Source organism: Nocardioides sp. NPDC057767, assembly GCF_042798275.1.
In the GTDB taxonomy this organism is placed as follows: domain Bacteria; phylum Actinomycetota; class Actinomycetes; order Propionibacteriales; family Nocardioidaceae; genus Nocardioides.
Window position 1 is genome coordinate 26,473 of sequence record NZ_JBHVKJ010000013.1, and the last position, 16,349, is coordinate 42,821.

Annotated in this window: 18 protein-coding genes; 12 read left to right on the top strand and 6 right to left on the bottom strand. The window is 71.0% G+C overall.

Annotated features, from left to right (window positions below):
* Positions 1 to 54: 54 nt before the first annotated feature.
* Both ACFVDI_RS08970 and ACFVDI_RS08975 read right to left on the bottom strand, forming a co-directional pair.
* Complete coding sequence (locus tag ACFVDI_RS08970) at positions 55 to 978, bottom strand: serine hydrolase (protein WP_378903141.1); 924 nt, start codon at positions 976 to 978, stop codon at positions 55 to 57.
* On the bottom strand, positions 975 to 1,844 hold the full coding sequence (locus tag ACFVDI_RS08975; RefSeq protein ID WP_378903144.1) for a LysR family transcriptional regulator: 870 nt from the start codon (positions 1,842 to 1,844) through the stop codon (positions 975 to 977). Before ACFVDI_RS08975 ends, ACFVDI_RS08970 begins: the two co-directional genes overlap by 4 nt.
* 107 nt (positions 1,845 to 1,951) lie before the next feature.
* On the opposite strand from ACFVDI_RS08975, the gene bla reads away from it, so the two are divergent.
* Positions 1,952 to 2,830, top strand: a complete 879-nt coding sequence (gene bla / locus ACFVDI_RS08980; RefSeq protein ID WP_378903147.1) for a class A beta-lactamase — start codon at positions 1,952 to 1,954, stop codon at positions 2,828 to 2,830.
* A gap of 115 nt (positions 2,831 to 2,945) precedes the next feature.
* Here bla and ACFVDI_RS08985 read toward each other — a convergent pair whose 3' ends face one another.
* Positions 2,946 to 3,827: an SDR family oxidoreductase gene (locus tag ACFVDI_RS08985; RefSeq protein WP_378903150.1), complete on the bottom strand. Its 882-nt coding sequence runs from the start codon at positions 3,825 to 3,827 to the stop codon at positions 2,946 to 2,948.
* Positions 3,828 to 3,938: 111 nt separating this feature from the next.
* Between ACFVDI_RS08985 and ACFVDI_RS08990 the strand changes: the two genes are divergently transcribed.
* The 5 genes from ACFVDI_RS08990 to yidC are packed head-to-tail and all read left to right on the top strand — an operon-like array spanning position 3,939 to position 7,527.
* Positions 3,939 to 4,682 (top strand): enoyl-CoA hydratase family protein, encoded by a 744-nt coding sequence (locus ACFVDI_RS08990; protein WP_378903153.1) that lies wholly within the window; start codon positions 3,939 to 3,941, stop codon positions 4,680 to 4,682.
* The gene (locus ACFVDI_RS08995) at positions 4,679 to 5,749 is read left to right on the top strand and encodes an NAD(P)H-dependent flavin oxidoreductase (RefSeq protein WP_378903156.1); all 1,071 of its coding nucleotides are present in this window, start codon (positions 4,679 to 4,681) and stop codon (positions 5,747 to 5,749) included. Before ACFVDI_RS08990 ends, ACFVDI_RS08995 begins: the two co-directional genes overlap by 4 nt.
* Before the next feature lie 16 nt (positions 5,750 to 5,765).
* The gene (locus tag ACFVDI_RS09000) at positions 5,766 to 6,335 is read left to right on the top strand and encodes a GNAT family N-acetyltransferase (protein WP_378903159.1); all 570 of its coding nucleotides are present in this window, start codon (positions 5,766 to 5,768) and stop codon (positions 6,333 to 6,335) included.
* A 35-nt stretch (positions 6,336 to 6,370) separates the two neighbouring features.
* Positions 6,371 to 6,658, top strand: a complete 288-nt coding sequence (locus ACFVDI_RS09005; RefSeq protein ID WP_378903162.1) for a hypothetical protein — start codon at positions 6,371 to 6,373, stop codon at positions 6,656 to 6,658.
* Positions 6,659 to 6,714: 56 nt separating this feature from the next.
* Positions 6,715 to 7,527 carry a membrane protein insertase YidC gene (gene yidC / locus ACFVDI_RS09010; protein ID WP_378903165.1) on the top strand — a complete coding sequence of 271 codons (813 nt, stop codon included), beginning with the start codon at positions 6,715 to 6,717 and terminating at the stop codon, positions 7,525 to 7,527.
* Between the two features lie 22 nt (positions 7,528 to 7,549).
* Here yidC and ACFVDI_RS09015 read toward each other — a convergent pair whose 3' ends face one another.
* Genes ACFVDI_RS09015 through ACFVDI_RS09025 form a run of 3 tightly spaced genes read right to left on the bottom strand, consistent with a single transcriptional unit; the run spans position 7,550 to position 10,683 of the window.
* Positions 7,550 to 8,698 (bottom strand): acetyl-CoA C-acetyltransferase, encoded by a 1,149-nt coding sequence (locus ACFVDI_RS09015; RefSeq protein ID WP_378903168.1) that lies wholly within the window; start codon positions 8,696 to 8,698, stop codon positions 7,550 to 7,552.
* Positions 8,699 to 8,713: 15 nt separating this feature from the next.
* Positions 8,714 to 9,508 (bottom strand): SDR family oxidoreductase, encoded by a 795-nt coding sequence (locus tag ACFVDI_RS09020; protein WP_378903171.1) that lies wholly within the window; start codon positions 9,506 to 9,508, stop codon positions 8,714 to 8,716.
* Positions 9,505 to 10,683, bottom strand: coding sequence for an acyl-CoA dehydrogenase family protein (locus ACFVDI_RS09025; RefSeq protein ID WP_378903174.1), 1,179 nt, complete (start codon positions 10,681 to 10,683; stop codon positions 9,505 to 9,507). The genes ACFVDI_RS09020 and ACFVDI_RS09025 overlap by 4 nt, the downstream gene beginning before the upstream one ends.
* A gap of 47 nt (positions 10,684 to 10,730) precedes the next feature.
* On the opposite strand from ACFVDI_RS09025, the gene ACFVDI_RS09030 reads away from it, so the two are divergent.
* Genes ACFVDI_RS09030 through ACFVDI_RS09055 form a run of 6 tightly spaced genes read left to right on the top strand, consistent with a single transcriptional unit; the run spans position 10,731 to position 16,314 of the window.
* Positions 10,731 to 11,561: an enoyl-CoA hydratase gene (locus tag ACFVDI_RS09030; RefSeq protein WP_378903177.1), complete on the top strand. Its 831-nt coding sequence runs from the start codon at positions 10,731 to 10,733 to the stop codon at positions 11,559 to 11,561.
* Positions 11,558 to 12,748 carry an acyl-CoA dehydrogenase family protein gene (locus tag ACFVDI_RS09035; RefSeq protein ID WP_378903180.1) on the top strand — a complete coding sequence of 397 codons (1,191 nt, stop codon included), beginning with the start codon at positions 11,558 to 11,560 and terminating at the stop codon, positions 12,746 to 12,748. Before ACFVDI_RS09030 ends, ACFVDI_RS09035 begins: the two co-directional genes overlap by 4 nt.
* Positions 12,745 to 13,794, top strand: a complete 1,050-nt coding sequence (locus ACFVDI_RS09040) for an acyl-CoA dehydrogenase family protein (RefSeq protein WP_378903183.1) — start codon at positions 12,745 to 12,747, stop codon at positions 13,792 to 13,794. The genes ACFVDI_RS09035 and ACFVDI_RS09040 overlap by 4 nt, the downstream gene beginning before the upstream one ends.
* A complete protein-coding gene (locus tag ACFVDI_RS09045) occupies positions 13,791 to 14,747 on the top strand; it encodes an acyl-CoA dehydrogenase family protein (RefSeq protein ID WP_378903186.1) in 957 nt (318 codons plus the stop codon). Before ACFVDI_RS09040 ends, ACFVDI_RS09045 begins: the two co-directional genes overlap by 4 nt.
* A complete protein-coding gene (locus ACFVDI_RS09050; protein WP_378903189.1) occupies positions 14,744 to 15,568 on the top strand; it encodes a CoA transferase subunit A in 825 nt (274 codons plus the stop codon). The genes ACFVDI_RS09045 and ACFVDI_RS09050 overlap by 4 nt, the downstream gene beginning before the upstream one ends.
* Positions 15,565 to 16,314: a CoA-transferase subunit beta gene (locus ACFVDI_RS09055; protein WP_378903192.1), complete on the top strand. Its 750-nt coding sequence runs from the start codon at positions 15,565 to 15,567 to the stop codon at positions 16,312 to 16,314. Before ACFVDI_RS09050 ends, ACFVDI_RS09055 begins: the two co-directional genes overlap by 4 nt.
* Positions 16,315 to 16,349 lie beyond the last annotated feature (35 nt).

Consider the following 16,349-nt stretch of genomic DNA (forward strand, 5'->3'; position numbering starts at 1 on the left):
AGGCGCGTCGGCCGAGACGTCAGGCGCGTCGGCCGACGTACGTGACGCCTCGGCTCAGGGGCGGCGAGACGCGAGGGCGTCGACGGCGTCTCGGGCGGTGGCGGCGATGGCGAGGTCGACGTCGTTCTGGATGCGCGCAGTGCGGTCGGAGTCGGTGAGTACGGCGATGGCGACCCGGCCGCCGGGGTGGGTGACGACGGCGATCTCGTGCCGCAGGGTGAGGAACCCGCCGGTCTTGCCGGCGAGGTGGATGTCGTCGGCGAGCAGGTCCGCGGCGATCCGGTGGGTGAAGACCTGCTTGCCCATCAGGCGTCGCACCATCTCGGTCGCCTCGGGCTTGGCGATCTCGTCCCGCCAGACGCGCTCGAGCAGGTCGACGCAGGCGCGCGGAGAGCCGATCGTGGCGCGCTCGACGTCGAGCGAGTCGATGACATGCCGTCCGCCCGGCCGCCGTCCCTCGACCGCGAGCTGGGTGGCGAGGCCGAAGTCGGGGCCGGCGACGCGGGTGGCGTAGTCGTACATCGGCTGCATCCGGTGCCGCACGCGCAGCCCCTCGACACCCCATTCGGCGAGCTGTTCGTCGACCTCCCGCGGCGCGACGAGGCCGAAGAGAGCATCGGCGGCGGCGTTGTCGCTGAGGCCGAGCATCATCAGCATCAGGTCGGCGACGGAACAGGTCGCGTCGTGGGTGAAGGCGGAGATGCCGTACGGCCCGTAGCTCCGCTCCGCCGCGGGCAGCGTCACCATCGTGGCGCCGTCGATCTCGCCGCGGGCGATCCGGTCCGCGACGACCAGGGCCAGCGGCACCTTGGCCACCGAGGCCAGCGGCATCGGCCGGTCGACGCCGACCCCGACCTCGATGCCGGTGTCGATGTCTCGGGCCAGGAGGGCGGCCCGGACGTGGAGGTCCCGGAAGCGCTCGGCGGCGACCTCGGCGAGATCGATCAGACCTCGGTCGCTGCCGACCAGCGGGCTCACTCGGCACCTGCTTCGGCGACGCCGATGCTCGCACCGATCAGGGCGAGCGCCTGTTCCCGCACCGGGCCGGCGGCCAGCGGTCCGGGCACCGGCGGCTGCTCCACCAGCCGGTGACCGCGGCGTACCGGGTCGGCGAAGGGCGACCAGCTCAGCCCGTACGTCACCGCCTCGTGCCGCGCGCAGATCAGAGTGCCGCGTCGCGCCAGGGTCTCGGCCACCGCGAGCGAGTGCGGCGCGCGGCGCAGGGTGGCCGGTCCGATGCCCGCCCGGTCCGCCTGTCGTCGCAGGCGGCCGTCGGGTTCGTCCAGGTCCCGCGGGAGGGCCAGCACCTGCGTACGTCCTCGTCCTCCGGCTCGACGGGGTCGGAGTGCGCTGAGGGACACCGGCCCAGGTGTGGCGCCGGGAGCGGTCGCGGCGCCGAGCGGCGTGACCCAGGTGGCCACGTCGGGATCGCACGCCTCGACCGTCCAGGCCGCCGACTCGGTGGTCTCGTCGGCCGAGGTCGCGAGGCGTACGTCGACGGCCGCCCCCTCCAGCAGCGCGACCAACCGGGCCAGCGGCGCTGGGTCGCAGCCGGACGGCACGGCGACCGCGAAGGGCTCCCGATCCTGGCGGCGGATGCTCTGCAGCAGATGGTCGGCCTGGTCGATCAGGTGCCGGGCCCGCGGCAGCAGCGCCGCACCGGCCGGGGTGAGCGCGATCTGGCGCCGGCTGCGGTCGAGGAGCTCCACCCCGAGTTCCCGCTCGAGCGCACGCAGGCGACGACTGAGGAGCGGCTGGTCCACGCCGAGCTCCAGGGCGGCCTCGGAGACGCTCATCTCGTCGGCGACCGCGGTGAAGCCGCGCAGGTGAAGCAGTAGGTCCACGCGTACAGGATGGCTGATCGCCTCCACCTCGTCCCATGTCGGCGATGCATACGTCCATGCGTGATCGTCCTTGGACGCCGTCGCGACGGCGGGGTCACGATGCCTGCATGACTCACCCGATCCTCAGCCGCCGCACCCTCCTGGGCGGAGCCGCGACAGCGGCCGCCGTCGCCGCGACCGGAGCCGGCAGCTCCGTGGCGTACGCCGCCGACAGCCCTTCGATCGCCGCCCTGGAGCAGAAGCACCAGCGTCACCTCGGCGTCTGGGCGAAGAACATGCGCACCGGACGCGTCATCGAGCACCGTGCCGACGAGCGCTTCCCGATGCTGTCGACCTTCAAGACGCTGCTCGTGGCGGCGATCCTGCGCGACCTGCCGGCACGTACGCTCCAGCAGCGTCTGACCTGGGACGCGACCGATGTCGTCGTGAACTCACCCGTCACCTCGCTCACGGTTCGCAACGGACTCACCGTCGCGCAGCTCGCCGAGGCGACGATGACGCGGTCCGACAACACCGCGGCCAACGAGCTGCTCCACCTGATCGGTGGCCCCTCCGGGGTCACCCGGTTTGCCCGCTCGCTCGGCGACACCGTCAGCCGGCTCGACCGCTGGGAGCCCGACCTCAACAGCGCGATCCCGGGCGACCCGCGCGACACCACCTCACCGCGCGCCGTCGCCGGCACCTACACGAAGCTGGTGCTCGGCGACGCCCTCGGCGGTGCGGGCCGGGATCAGCTGCTCACCTGGATGCTCGCCAACCAGTCGACCGTCACCCGGTTCGGTGCCGGTGTCCCGGCCGGCTGGCGGCTCGCCGACAAGACCGGCGGTGGCGACTATGCGACGCGCAACGACGTCGGCGTCACCTGGACCCCCGACGGCGCCCCGATCGTCATCGCCGCCCTCACCCGCTCCGACGACCCCGCCGCTACGCCGCTCGACGTCCCGCTCGCGGACATCGCGGCGACTGTGTGTGGGGAGCTCGGCTGACGGGCCGCGCGAGCTGTAACACGTCGTTCGTAGGTCTTCTCGCCCTATCAGGACGACCGGATAGTCCTACGAACGACGTGTTACACGTGCGGCGGTCGGCCCGAACCCAGCCCTCTCAGGCCCCGTAGACCGGCTCCGGCTCAGGCGCCTGCGCGAGCAGCTTGCGCAGGGCCGGCCCGACGTCGGCGGCGTCCCAGCGAGCCCCGGCGTCGGCGGAGGGGCCGTGGGCCCAGCCGTTCTCGACGGTGATCTGCGGGCCGTCGATCTCGATGACCCGGCCAGTGATGTCGCGAGCGTCCTCGGAGGCGAGCCAGGCGACAACCGGGGAGTTGTCCTCGGGCAGTGCCATCGCGGACGTGTCGAAGGCGCCCTCGGTCATCCGGGTCTTGGCCACCGGCGCGATCGCGTTCACGGTGACGCCGTAGCGAGCCATCTCGGCGGCGGCGACGAGGGTGAGCCCGGCGATCCCGGCCTTGGCGGCGGAGTAGGTGCCCTGTCCGATCGAGCCCTGGAGGCCGGCGCCGGAGGAGGTGTTGACGACCCGGGCCTCCCGCTGACGCCCGGCCTTCGACTCCGCCCGCCAGTACGCACCGGCGTGCCGCAGCGTGGCGAAGTGGCCCTTCAGGTGCACCCGGATGACCGCGTCCCACTCCTCCTCGGAGGTGTTGACGAGCATCCGGTCGCGTACGAAACCTGCGTTGTTGACGAGGATGTCCAGCCCACCGTACGTCTCGACCGCCTGTCGCACCATCGCCTCGGCAGCCGCGAAGTCCGCCACGTCAGCGGCGTTGGCAACCGCCTCCCCACCTGCAGAGACGATCTCGGCGACGACCTGGTCGGCGGGCGACTCGCCGGTGCCCTCCCCCGCCAGCGAGACCCCGAAGTCGTTGACGACCACCTTCGCGCCGTGGCGGGCGAGCTCGAGCGCATGCGCCCGGCCGATCCCCCGCCCCGCTCCGGTGACGATCGCGATCCGGCCGTCCAACAGTCCGGTCATTGAGTGCTCCCTGCGTCGATGCGTACGTCGTCCTTGCCAGCTTGAACCAAGCAACTGCTAGGCTACCAAGCAATCGCTAGGTTAGGCAGTGCACATTCAAGGACGGACGCCATGGGCATCTCCACCGAGATCACCGACGAGCAGATCGCCGTCGTCACGATGAACCACCCGCCGGTGAACGCGCTGCCGGTGAAGGGCTGGTTCGAGGTCGCCGACGCGGTCACGACCGCCGCCGAGAGCGGCGCCCGGGTCGTGATCCTGCGCGCCGAGGGCAAGGGCTTCAACGCGGGCGTGGACATCAAGGAGATGCAGCAGATCGAAGGGTTCGAGGGCATCCTCGGCGCCAACCGCGGCTGCTACGCCGCCTTCAAGGCGATCTACGAGTGCCCGGTCCCGGTCATCGCCGCGGTCAACGGCTTCTGCCTCGGCGGCGGCGTCGGGCTGGTCGGCAACGCGGACACGATCGTGGCCAGCGACGACGCCTTCTTCGGGGTACCCGAGGTCGATCGCGGAGCCCTCGGAGCCGCCACCCACCTGAGCCGGTTGGTGCCGCAGCACATGCTGCGTACCCTCTACTTCACCGCGCAGACCATCACCTCCCAGCGCCTCCACGAGCTGGGGTCCGTCCACGCGGTCGTCCCGCGTGCGGATCTCGACGACAAGGCCCTCGAGATCGCCAGACAGATCGCGCAGAAGGACCCGCAGGTCATCCGCGCCGCCAAGGCCGCGCTCAACGGCATCGACCCGGTCGACGTGAACGCCTCCTACCGCTTCGAGCAGGGCTTCACCTACGAGCTCAACCTCGCCGGCGTCGCCGACGAGCGCCGCGACGCCTTCGTGAAGGACGGCCGATGACCACCGCGCCCACGTTCCGCACAAAGCTCACCGAGCTGACCGGCGTCGACCACCCGATCGTGCAGACCGGCATGGGCTGGGTCGCCGGCCCACGCCTGGTCTCGGCCACCGCCAACGCGGGCGCCCTCGGCATCCTGGCCTCGGCCACGATGACCCTCGACGAGCTCGAGAAGGCGATCGTCGAGGTCAAGGGGCGCACCGAGAAGCCGTTCGGCGTCAACCTGCGCGCCGACGCCTCGGACGCCCCCGCCCGCTGCCGGCTGCTCATCGACCACGGCGTGAAGGTCGCGAGCTTCGCCCTCGCACCCAAACCCGAGCTGATCAGCAGGCTCAAGGAGCACGACATCGTCGTGATGCCGTCGATCGGGGCGGCCAAGCACGCCAAGAAGGTGGCGAGCTGGGGCGCCGACATGGTGATGATCCAGGGCGGCGAGGGCGGCGGCCACACCGGTGCCGTTCCGACCACCCTGCTCCTGCCGAGCGTCCTCGACGCCGTCGACATCCCCGTCGTCGCCGCGGGAGGGTTCTTCGACGGTCGCGGCCTCGCCGCGGCGATGGCCTACGGCGCGGCGGGCATCGGCATGGGCACGCGCTTCCTGCTCACCGCCGACTCCGCGGTCCCCGAGGACGTACGGAAGCGCTACCTGACCTTCGGCCTCGACGGGACCGTCGTCACCACGAAGGCCGACGGCATGCCGCACCGGCTGCTACGCACGGAGTTCATCGACACCCTCGAGAAGGAGGGCATCACCGCCAAGCTCGTTCGCACGCTCAAACGCACCCGGCAGTTCAAGGAGATGTCCGGACTGCCCTGGCGGACGCTCGTCAAGGACGGCCGCAACATGGTGCACGGCGGCGACCGCACCTGGGCCGAGGTCGTCCTGGCCGCCAACACACCGATGCTCCTCCGCGCCGGGCTCGTCGAGGGCGACACGAACGCAGGGATGCTCTCCAGCGGCCAGGTCGTCGGCCTCCTCGACGACCTCCCCACCTGCGAGGAGCTCGTCGACCGGATCATCGCCGGCGCCGCCGACCGCCTGAAACATCTGGACGCGACCCGCGCCTGAGCAGCACGCTTACGCCATGGTGATCGAGGCCCGCCCGGCAGAAATTTTCGAGGACGTACGCACCCTGGTCGGCCCCAAACGTGCCGACGCCAGCGTGTGCTGGTGCCTGAGCTACCGGATCCCGTCGACGGTCAACAACAAGATGCGCGGTCAGGAGCGCGGGGAGTTCGTGCGCAACCTGCTGGCCGACGGTCCGCTGGGCGTGCTCGCCTACGACGGCGACGAGCCGGTCGGCTGGGCGGCCGTCGCCCCGCGTGCGGACACCACCTTCGCCCGCAACCGGAAGATCCCCCACGTCGACGACCTGCCGGTGTGGTCGGTGTGGTGCATCCGGGTCCGGCCGGGCCACCGCGGCCAGGGCATCTCCCACACGCTCATCGAGGGTGCGGTCGAGTTCGCGCGCGACCGCGGCGCCCCCGCCATCGAGGCCTACCCGCTCGACAACCAGGGCGCGAAGGTCGACCTGACGATGGCGTACGCCGGGCTCCGCAAAAACTTCGAGGCGGCGGGCTTCACCTGGGCCGCCGACACGACCTCGGTCCTCGCGGGTCACCCACGCGTGCTGATGCGCCGTGACCTGACCTGACGACGCGGTTGACCACGATCGCTAGACTGACCTGCGTGAACACCGAGACGAGCCGCGTACGCATCGCGCTCGTCGCACTTTTCACGCTGATGCTCCCGGCGCTGATGAGCGTCGACCCCGAGCAGGCTCTGCTCACCATCGCCGTCTCGACCGCGCTCGCGGCCGTCGCGGTCGGATCGCTCCACGGCGTCAGCGCGTTCGCCCTGGTCAGGGCCCGTTCGTCGGTCCCTCCGGACGTCTCCGACGGACCGCACCATCTCGCTGCCCGGGTCACCGACCCGGTCTGCTCCCCGCGCCGCCCGCGCGCTCCTGAGCAGGTCTGACTCCTCGCCCACCGGCGAGCCCTCAGGCCTACCCACTCACCCTCAGGAGCACACCCATGTCCGTTCTCGCCCCGTTGTCGCACGCCCTCGCCGCCGTCCTCGCCGGCGCCCACCACGTCCTGGCCTCCGTCGGCCCCAACGTCAGCTGGCTGCTGGCCATCGCCGCCGTCGTGGTGCTGGTCAGGCTCGTCCTCCTGCCGCTGGCGATCCGCGGCGTACGCCACGCGCACGCCTCCGCCCGGGCCCGACCGCAGCTCCAGGCGCTGACGAAGAAGTACCAGAAGCAGGCCGCCAAGGGCAGCCCGAGCCAGGCCGACATGATGGCGATGATGGAGGAGCGCCGGAAGATCAACGAGGAGCACGGCGTACCCCGCTTCGCCATCCTCGCCGCCTTCGCCCAGCTGCCGATCTTCCTGGCGCTCTACCACCTGCTCTCCGACGTCAGCCGGAGCAACGCGGTCGGCGCGATGAACGCCTCGCTGGTCGACTCGCTGGGTGCCGCGACCTTCCTCGGCACACCGCTGACCGGCCACGGCTACCTCTCCGGCGACACCAGCCACCTGGTGATCACCCTCGGTCTCGCCGCGACCGCCGCCGCGGTCAGCTACCTCAGCCAGCGGCTGTGGGTGCTCCCCAACATGGTCCGCGCCGACATGCCCGAGTCGATGCTGCGGATCCAGGAGCTCATGCCCGTCATCTCCGCTGGCGGCATGCTCCTCGCCGGCAGCACCGTCCCGCTCGCCCTGCTCGTCTACTGGGTCGTCAGTGGCCTGTGGACCGCCGGCCAGGCGGCGGTCATCCACCGCTGGTTCCCCACCCCCGGCTCGCCGGCCGCCGAGCGTCGGACGCTCAGGCTGCAGCCAGCCTGACCCGGCTCGGTCAGGCCCATCCTCAGAGCCGCTCGATGATGGTGACGTTGGCCTGCCCGCCGCCCTCGCACATGGTCTGCAGGCCGTAGCGGCCGCCGGTGCGCTCGAGCTCGTTGAGGAGGGTCGTCATCAGCCGGGTTCCGGTGGCGCCGATGGGGTGGCCGAGGGCGATGCCGCCGCCGTTGACGTTGACCTTCTCGTGCGGGACGTCGAGCTCTTTCATCCACGCCAGGACGACGGAGGCGAAGGCCTCGTTGCACTCGAACAGGTCGATGTCATCGACCGTGAGGCCGGTCTTGGCGAGAGCGTGCCGGGTCGCCTCGATCGGGCCGGTGAGCATCCAGACCGGGTCGTCACCGCGGACCGAGAGGTGGTGGATCCGGGCTCGCGGGGTGAGGCCGAAGGTGCGTACGGCCTGGGCGGAGGCGACCAGCAGCGCCGAGGAGGCGTCACAGATCTGCGAGGCGACCGCCGCGGTGATCCGCCCGCCGGGAGCGAGCGGCTCCAGGGAGGCCATCTTCTCGAGGGACGTGTCGCGGGGGCACTGGTCCGTGTCGAGGTCGCCCACCGGCACGATCTCCCGGTCGAACCGCCCCTCCGCGATCGCGGTCTTGGCACGCTGATGGGAGGCCAGCGCGTAGGCCTCCATGTCCTCGCGCGAGATGTCCCACTTCTCCGCGATCATCTCGGCGGAGCGGAACTGCGAGACCTCCTGGTCGCCGTAGCGCTTCACCCAGCCGGGCGACTCGGCGAACGGGGTGGTGTAGCCATACTGCGCCCCCACCAGCATCGCCGCGGAGATCGGGATCGCCGACATGTTCTGCAGCCCGCCGGCGACGACGAGATCCTGCGTTTCCGACATCACTCCCTGCGCCGCGAAGTGCACCGCCTGCTGCGAGGAGCCGCACTGCCGGTCGATGGTGACGCCGGGTACGTGGTCGGGCAGCCCGGCCACCAGCCACGCGGTCCGCGCGACGTCACCGGCCTGGCCGCCGATGGTGTCGCAGCAGCCCATGATCACGTCGTCGACAGCCCCCGGGTCGATCCCGGTGCGGTCGACGAGCGCGGCCAGCGAGTGTGCGCCGAGATCGGCCGGATGGATGCCGGCGAGCGCCCCGCCTCGCTTCCCCACGGGAGTGCGAACCGCGTCGATGATGAATGCCTCAGGCATCAGTGATCCTCTCGATCAGGCGTGCTGGCTGGAGACGGACACGACCTCGCCGGTCATGTAGGACGAGTAGTCGCTGGCCAGGAAGACCATGACGTTGGCGACCTCCCAGGGCTCGGCGGCGCGGCCGAAGGCCTCGCGGCCCTTGAGCTCGACGAGCAGCTCGGGCGAGGTGACCTTCTCCAGGAACGGGTGCATCGCCAGGGACGGCGAGACCGCGTTGACCCGGATGCCGTGCGGGGCGAGGTCTGCGGCGGCCGAGCGGGTCAGCGCCATCACCCCGGCCTTGGCCGCGGCGTAGTGGGCCTGTCCCTCCTGTGCCCGCCAGCCGATCACGGAGGCGTTGTTGACGATCACGCCGCGCTTCCCCGCGGCCACGAACCGCTGCCCGACCGCTCGAATGCACCGGAACGTCCCGGTCAGGGTGATGTCGAGAACCTTCGACCACTGCTCGTCGGTCATCTCCAGCACCGACGCGGTGCCGCCGAGCCCGGCGTTGTTGATCATCACGTCGACGCCACCGAAAGGCTCGGCCGCGTCGAGCAGCGCCTGGACCTGGTCCTCCTGGGTGACGTCGCAGTTCACGGCCGTGATCCGGTCCTCTCCGAACTCCTCGGCCAGGGCGTCGCGCGACTCCTTGAGCCGCCGCTCGTGGGTGTCGGACATGACGACCGCCTTCGCACCCTCCTCGAGCACCTTCCGCACCACCGCCGCCCCGATCCCGGCGCCGGCGGCCGCGGTCACGACGACGACCCGGCCCTCCAGGAGCGAGTGGCCGGGGACGTACGCGGGGGTGGGCTGTTCGGGCTTCATGCACGGGCCTCTCGTGGCAGGCCGAGGACACGCTCGGCGATGATGTTCCGTTGGATCTCGTCCGAGCCGCCGTAGATCGTGTCGGCGCGGGAGAAGAGATAGAGGGACTGCAGCCGGTCGAGGGCGTAGTCCTCGCCGGTGGTCAGTCCGGCGAGGCCGACGACGTCCATCGCCAGCTCGCCGAGCTCGCGGTGCCACCGGGCCCAGAGCAGCTTCGAGACGCTCGCCTCGGGGCCCGAGGAGCCGGAGTCGTACGCCGAGAGCGTCCGCAGCGCGTGCAGCCGGAGCACCTCCAACCCGACATGGGCCTGGGCGAGTCTGGACGATATGGCGGGGTCGTCGATGGTGCCGTTGGAGCGGGCGGCCTCCTCGACCGTCTCCAGCTCGCGGGCGAAGCCGACCTGCTGGCCGATCGTGGAGACGCCCCGCTCGAACCCGAGGGTCGCCATCGCGACCTTCCAGCCGTCGCCGGGCTCGCCGACGACCAGGTCCGCCGCGGTGACCGCCCCGTCGAAGAAGACCTCGTTGAACTCGGAGGTGCCGGTGAGCTGCAGGATCGGCCTCACCTCGACGCCGGGCTGCGCCATCGGCACGAGCAGGTAGGACAGCCCGTGGTGGCGCTCGGAGCCGGGCGTCGTGCGGCACACCACGAAGCACCAGTCGGAGAGGTGGGCGTTCGACGTCCAGACCTTCTGCCCGTCGACGACCCACCGGTCGCCGTCGAGGCGTGCGCGGGTCCGCACGCCGGCCAGGTCGGAGCCGGCACCGGGCTCGGAGTAGCCCTGGCACCAGAGCTCTTCGACAGCCACGATCTTGGGCAGGAACCGCTCCTGCTGGGCCGGGGTGCCGTGCGCGATCAGGGTCGGCCCGAGCAGCTCCTCGCCGAGATGGTTCACGCGGGTCGGGGCATCCGCCCGGGCGTACTCCTCGTGGAAGATCACCTGCTGGAACAGCGGCAGGCCGCGCCCGCCGTGCTCCTCCGGCCAGCCGAGGCACGTCCACCCGTGCGAAGCCAGGTAGCGGTTCCACGCCAGTCGGCCCTCGTACGACTCGTGGTCGCGCCCGTTGCCGCCGGTGCCGCGCAGGGCGGCCCACTCGCCGGCCAGATGATCGGCCAGCCACTCGCGCACCTCGGCACGGAAGGCCTCGTCCTCGGCGGAGTAGGTCAGGTCCATGCCGGACAACCTACCAAACCAAGCACTTGTTTGGTAGCGTCTGCGGCATGAGTGAGGACGTCGTGACGTACGAGACCCACGGGCCCGTAGCGGTGGTGCGGCTGAACCGGCCCGAATACCGCAACGCCCAGAACTCGAAGGTGACCTACGCGCTCGACGAGGCGTTCACCCGAGCCACCAACGACGACGAGATCAAGGTGATCGTGCTCGGTGGCAACGGCAAGCACTTCTGCGCCGGCCATGACATCGGCACCCCGGGCCGTGACATCGACGAGAGCTTCGAGCGCAAGGCCGTGATGTGGTGGGACCACGTCGGCAAGGAGGGCGTCGACTCCCGCTTCGCGCGCGAGTCCGAGGTCTACCTGGGCATGTGCCGCCGCTGGCGCGAGCTGCCGAAGCCGACGATCGCGATGGTGCAGGGCGCCTGCATCGCGGGCGGCCTGATGCTGGCCTGGTCCTGCGACTTCATCGTCGCCTCCGACGACGCGTTCTTCTCCGACCCGGTGGTCAAGATGGGCATCCCGGGCGTCGAGTACTTCGCCCACCCGTGGGTCACCAACCCCCGCGCCGCCAAGGAGATGCTCTTCACCGGCGGCCGCTTCTCGGCCTCGCAGGCGGAGACCTGGGGCATGGTCAACCACGTCGTGCCCCGCGACGACCTCGAGACCGAGACCCTTGCACTCGCGGGACGGATCGCGGAGATGCCACGCCTCGGGCTGGCCCTGGCGAAGAAGGCGGTCAACCAGGCCGAGGACCTGATGGGGATGCGCGCCGGGATGGACTCGGTCTTCGGGCTTCACCACGCCGCGCACGCGCACAACGCCGAGGTCGGCAAGGACTCGCTCGCGGGGATGAACGCGAGGTCCATGAAGTCATGACGACGTTGGAGTTCACCGAGGCCGAGGAGGCCTTCCGGCTCGAGGCCCGTGAGTGGCTCGCCGCCAACAACCCCGGCCGGCTACCGTCGATGGACACCGCCGAGGGTGCCGCGGCGCACCGGGAGTGGGAGCGCACCCTGGCCTCCGGACGGTGGTCGGTGGTCGCCTGGCCGGAGACCTATGGCGGCCGGGACGCGTCGCTGACCGAGTGGGTCATCTTCGAGGAGGAGTACTACCTCTGCGGGGCCCCGACGCGCATCAGCCAGAACGGCATCGCGCTGCTCGCCCCGATCATCTTCGGCCACGGCACCGAGGCCCAGAAGGAGCGCTACCTGCGCGACATGACCGACGGCACCCTGGTCTGGGCGCAGGCGTGGTCCGAGCCGGAGGCCGGTTCCGACCTGGCCTCGCTCCGGGCGACCGCGACGCAGGTCGAGGGCGGCTGGAGGCTCAACGGGCAGAAGACCTGGAGCAGCCGGGCACCGTTCGCCGACCGCGGGTTCGGACTCTTCCGCTCGGATCCTTCCGCGGAGCGGCACCGGGGCCTGACGTACTTCCTCTTTCCGCTCGACGCCGACGGCGTCACGGTCCGGCCGATCGACCAGCTCGACGGTACGCCGGGTTTCGCGGAGATCTTCTTCGACGACGTCTTCGTGCCCGACGAGGACGTGCTCGGCGGGGTCGGCGACGGCTGGAAGGTCGCGATGTCGACGGCGGGCAACGAGCGAGGGCTGTCGCTGCGCTCGCCCGGGCGGTTCTGCGCGGCGGCGGGGCGGCTGGTCGAGCTGTATCGCTCGCATGGTCTCGACAAGCTCGAGGGTCTCGACAGGCTCGAAGGTCTCGACAGGCTCGACCACCTGGGCTCTGCGGTGGTCGACGCCTGGATCGGCGCGGAGGCCTATCGCCTCTACACCTGGGGCACCGTCACCCACGTCGAAGCCGGCGGCTCGGTCGGTGCCGAGGGCTCGATCAACAAGCTGTGGTGGTCCGAGCTCGACCTCTCGCTGCACGAGACCGCGCTCTCGCTGCTCGGCGCGGACGCCGAGCTCGCCGGTCCGTGGGTCGACGACTACCTCTTCTCACTGTCCGGCCCGATCTACGCCGGCACCAACCAGATCCAGCGCAACATCGTCGCCGAGCGCGTGCTCGGCCTGCCGAGGGGTGGCCAGAAGGGTGGGACACAGTGAGATTCGGACGTACGCCGGAGCAGCACGCCTTCTCCCAGGCGCTCGACGACCTCCTCGGTGCTGCCGACGTCCCGTCGGCCGCGCGCGCCTGGGCGGCCGGTGATCACTCGGCGGGGCTGAAGCTATGGCAACGACTCGCCGAGCTCGGCGTCACCGGACTGCTGGTGCCGGAGGAGGTCGGTGGCCTGGGCGCATCATCCGTAGACCTGACCGTCGCCTTCGAACGGCTCGGATTCCACGGCGTCCCTGGCCCATGGATCGAGTCGGTCGCCGTCGCGCCGGTGCTCGTCGCGGGCACTCCGCAGACGGATCTCCTCGGGCGCCTGGCCGCCGGCGAGGCCGTGGTGTCCGTGGCACCACCGCTCGCCTGGCTGGGAACAGAGCTGTCGTTGGCCGTGAAAGAAAAGTTTCTTTCACGGCCGACGCGGGCAGTCGACGCGGACATTGCCGAGCGGACGTACACCTCGGGCACCACCCTCCACCACGCGGTCGTGGGCGCCGAGCGGACATCGGTCGACCCGACTCGGCGGCTCTTCGAGGTCACGCCCGGCGAGGAGATCGCCACGATCGACCCGGCGCCGGCGTTCGACCTCGGCACGCTCGCCTGCGCGGCCCAGCTCCTCGGCGCGGGACTGAGGCTGCTCGGCGACTCGGTCGCGTACGCGAAGCAGCGGACGCAGTTCGGGCGCCCGATCGGTGAGTTCCAGGCGGTCAAGCATCTACTCGCCGACGTACGCGTCGCCCTGGACTTCGCCGCCCCGCTGGTGCACAACGCGGCCGTCGAGCTCGACGCCGGCACCCCGACGGCGGCCCGGGCGGTCTCGGCCGCGAAGGTCGCCGCCGGAGATGCGGCATACCTCGCCTCGCGCACCGCGCTCCAGGCCCACGGTGCGATCGGCTACACCCGCGAGTTCGACCTGAGCCTGTGGATCCTGAAGGTGCGCGCGCTGGTGGGTGCCTGGGGCACCCCTGCCGAGCACCGCGCGCGCATCCTCGAGTCGCTGGTGGTCGAGCCTGTCGAGACCACCCACCGAGGAGAGATATGAGGTTCGCGCTGACCGACGAGCAGTCCGACCTGGTCGCGACGGTGCACACGCTGATCGCCAAGCGCGCGGCGTCGATTGATCTGCGCGCGGCGATCGCGACGCCCGAGGGCTACGACACCGCTCTGTGGCAGACGCTGACCGAGCAGATCGGCGTGTCCGCACTGGCGGTCCCCGAGGCGTACGGCGGCGTCGGCTGCTCCTACATCGAGGCGCATCTCGTCCTCGAAGAGCTCGGCGCCACGCTCACACCGTCGCCGTTCGTCGGCACACTGTTGGCGACCCAGGTCCTGGCCGCCGCCGGGACCCCGGCCGCCGGTGAGCTGCTGGAGCGGATCGCCGCCGGGACCACGGCCGCCGTGGTGGTCCCCGGCCCCGACCTCGTCATCGACGCCGTCGGCGCGGAGATCCTCCTCGTGCTGCGCGGCGACCAGGTCCACGCGGTGGATCCGGCGGCAGCCACGGTCACGCCGACGCCCGCGCTGGACCCGACCTGGAGGTTCGCATCGGTCACGGTCGACGAGGCGGCCGGTGATCCGCTCGGGACGGTCGACCCGGCGTACGTCACCACCGTCGGCGCCACCATGATGACCGCCCTCCAGGCCGGCGCCGCACGCGAGGCGCTGGAGCGTACGGTCGCCTACCTCAAGGAACGCCACCAGTTCGGCCGCCCGCTCGGTTCGTTCCAGGCGCTCAAGCACCGCTGCGCCGACCTGCTGGTCCAGGTCGAGACCGCCCGGACGATGAGCTGGGCAGCGGCCTGGGAGCTGACCCAGCCGATCCCGGATCGACGTCTCATCCATGCCGCCAAGACCTGGTGCTCCGACGCGTTCTCGCAGGTCGCGGCCGAGATGATCCAGCTCCACGGTGGCGTGGCGATCACCTGGGAGCACGACGCCCACCTCTACTTCAAGCGCGCCCACGCCACCGCCCAGCTCTTCCGAGGAGAGACGTGAACAAGACCCCGCTCGACAAGACACTGCCCCTCGCCGAGGTCGCCGGCAAGCTCGAGTCCGGGATGACCATCGGCATCGGCGGCTGGGGCTCGCGCCGCAAGCCGATGGCGCTGGTCAAGGAGATCCTCCGCAGCGACATCACCGACCTGACCGTGGTCGCGTTCGGCGGCCCCGACGTGGGCCTGCTCGCCCGCGCCGGGAAGATCCGCAAGCTGGTCTACGGCTTCGTCAGCCTCGACTCGATCCCGCTCGACCCGAACTTCACCCGCGCCCGCGAGCGCGGCGAGATCCCGGAGACGAGCGAGTACGACGAGGGCATGTTCGTCGCCGGCCTGCGAGCAGGCGCCAACCGGCTCAGCTTCCAGCCCATCCGCGCCGGCCTCGGCAGCGACGTGATGGCGATGAACCCCGACCTCAAGACGGTGAAGTCGCCCTATGACGACGAGGAGTACGTCGCCGTCCCCGGCCTCCGCCTCGACGTCTCGCTCATCCACCTCAACCGCGCCGATGCGGCCGGCAACGGCCAGTACCTCGGCCCCGACCCCTACTTCGACGACCTCTTCGCGATGGCCGCCGACACCACGATCATGTCGGTGGAGCAGATCGTCTCCACCGATGACCTGACCGCCAAGGCCCCGCCACAGACCCTCCTGGTCCCGCGGATCTTCGTCGACCACGTCGTCGCGGCCCCCGGCGGAGCCCACTTCACCAGCTGCGATCCCGACTACGGCCGGGACGAGGAGTTCCAGAAGTCGTACGTGGCCGCGGCCAAGTCCGATTCCGCCGGCGACTGGACCGAGTTCGAGGAGCGCTACCTGTGACCACCCAGACCATCACTCGGGCCGACGTCTGCGTCGCCGCCGTCTCCGACGCCTTCAAGGGCTCCGGCGAGGTGCTCGCTCACGCCGTCGGGATCGTCCCGGCCATCGGCGTACGTCTGGCCAAGGCCACCCACACCCCCGAGCTCGCCCTCAGCGACGGCGAGGCGTTCATGATGGCAGAGGCTCCCCCGCTGCTGAAGACCGCGGCGGCCGGCGGCACCCCGGAGGCCTGGGTGCCGTTCCGCAGCATCTTCGACATCGTCGCCAGCGGCCGCCGGCACTCGATGATGGGCGCCAGCCAGATCGACCGCTACGGCAACCAGAACATCTCCTCGATCGGCGACTGGCGACAGCCGAAGCGCCAGCTGATCGGCGTACGCGGGGCGCCGGGCAACACCGTCAACCACCGTGTCGACTACTGGGTCGCCAAGCACTCCGCCCGGATCTTCGTCGACCGCGTCGACGTCGCCAGCGGCGTCGGCAACGACCGCGCCACCGGCACCGCCGGCCGCTTCCACGACCTCGGCGTCGTCGTCACCAACCTCGCCGTCTTCGGCTACGACGAGTCCGGCCTCATCAAGGTCGACTCGATCCACCCCGGCGTCACCCCCGAGGAGCTCCAGGAGGCCACCGGCTTCCCGATCGACGCCACCGACGCGCCCCTCACCCGCGAGCCCACGCCCGAGGAGCTCGAGATCATCGAGGCGGAAGACCCCAAGGGCCTCCGCTTCAAAGAGGTCCCCTGAGGCCCCGCCCGCCCCGCTGGTCGAGCCGCGAGGCC

Excerpts from the sequence above, each read along its gene's own strand:
- ACFVDI_RS09015 (WP_378903168.1), bottom strand. The coding sequence starts at position 8,698 with ATGCCTGAGGCATTCATCATCGACGCGGTTCGCACTCCCGTGGGGAAG.
- ACFVDI_RS09045 (WP_378903186.1), top strand. The coding sequence starts at position 13,791 with ATGAGGTTCGCGCTGACCGACGAGCAGTCCGACCTGGTCGCGACGGTG.
- ACFVDI_RS08985 (WP_378903150.1), bottom strand. The coding sequence starts at position 3,827 with ATGACCGGACTGTTGGACGGCCGGATCGCGATCGTCACCGGAGCGGGG.
- yidC (WP_378903165.1), top strand. The coding sequence starts at position 6,715 with ATGTCCGTTCTCGCCCCGTTGTCGCACGCCCTCGCCGCCGTCCTCGCC.
- ACFVDI_RS08995 (WP_378903156.1), top strand. The coding sequence starts at position 4,679 with ATGACCACCGCGCCCACGTTCCGCACAAAGCTCACCGAGCTGACCGGC.
- ACFVDI_RS09035 (WP_378903180.1), top strand. The coding sequence starts at position 11,558 with ATGACGACGTTGGAGTTCACCGAGGCCGAGGAGGCCTTCCGGCTCGAG.
- bla (WP_378903147.1), top strand. The coding sequence starts at position 1,952 with ATGACTCACCCGATCCTCAGCCGCCGCACCCTCCTGGGCGGAGCCGCG.
- ACFVDI_RS08990 (WP_378903153.1), top strand. The coding sequence starts at position 3,939 with ATGGGCATCTCCACCGAGATCACCGACGAGCAGATCGCCGTCGTCACG.
- ACFVDI_RS09020 (WP_378903171.1), bottom strand. The coding sequence starts at position 9,508 with ATGAAGCCCGAACAGCCCACCCCCGCGTACGTCCCCGGCCACTCGCTC.
- ACFVDI_RS09030 (WP_378903177.1), top strand. The coding sequence starts at position 10,731 with ATGAGTGAGGACGTCGTGACGTACGAGACCCACGGGCCCGTAGCGGTG.
- ACFVDI_RS09000 (WP_378903159.1), top strand. The coding sequence starts at position 5,766 with ATGGTGATCGAGGCCCGCCCGGCAGAAATTTTCGAGGACGTACGCACC.
- ACFVDI_RS09025 (WP_378903174.1), bottom strand. The coding sequence starts at position 10,683 with ATGGACCTGACCTACTCCGCCGAGGACGAGGCCTTCCGTGCCGAGGTG.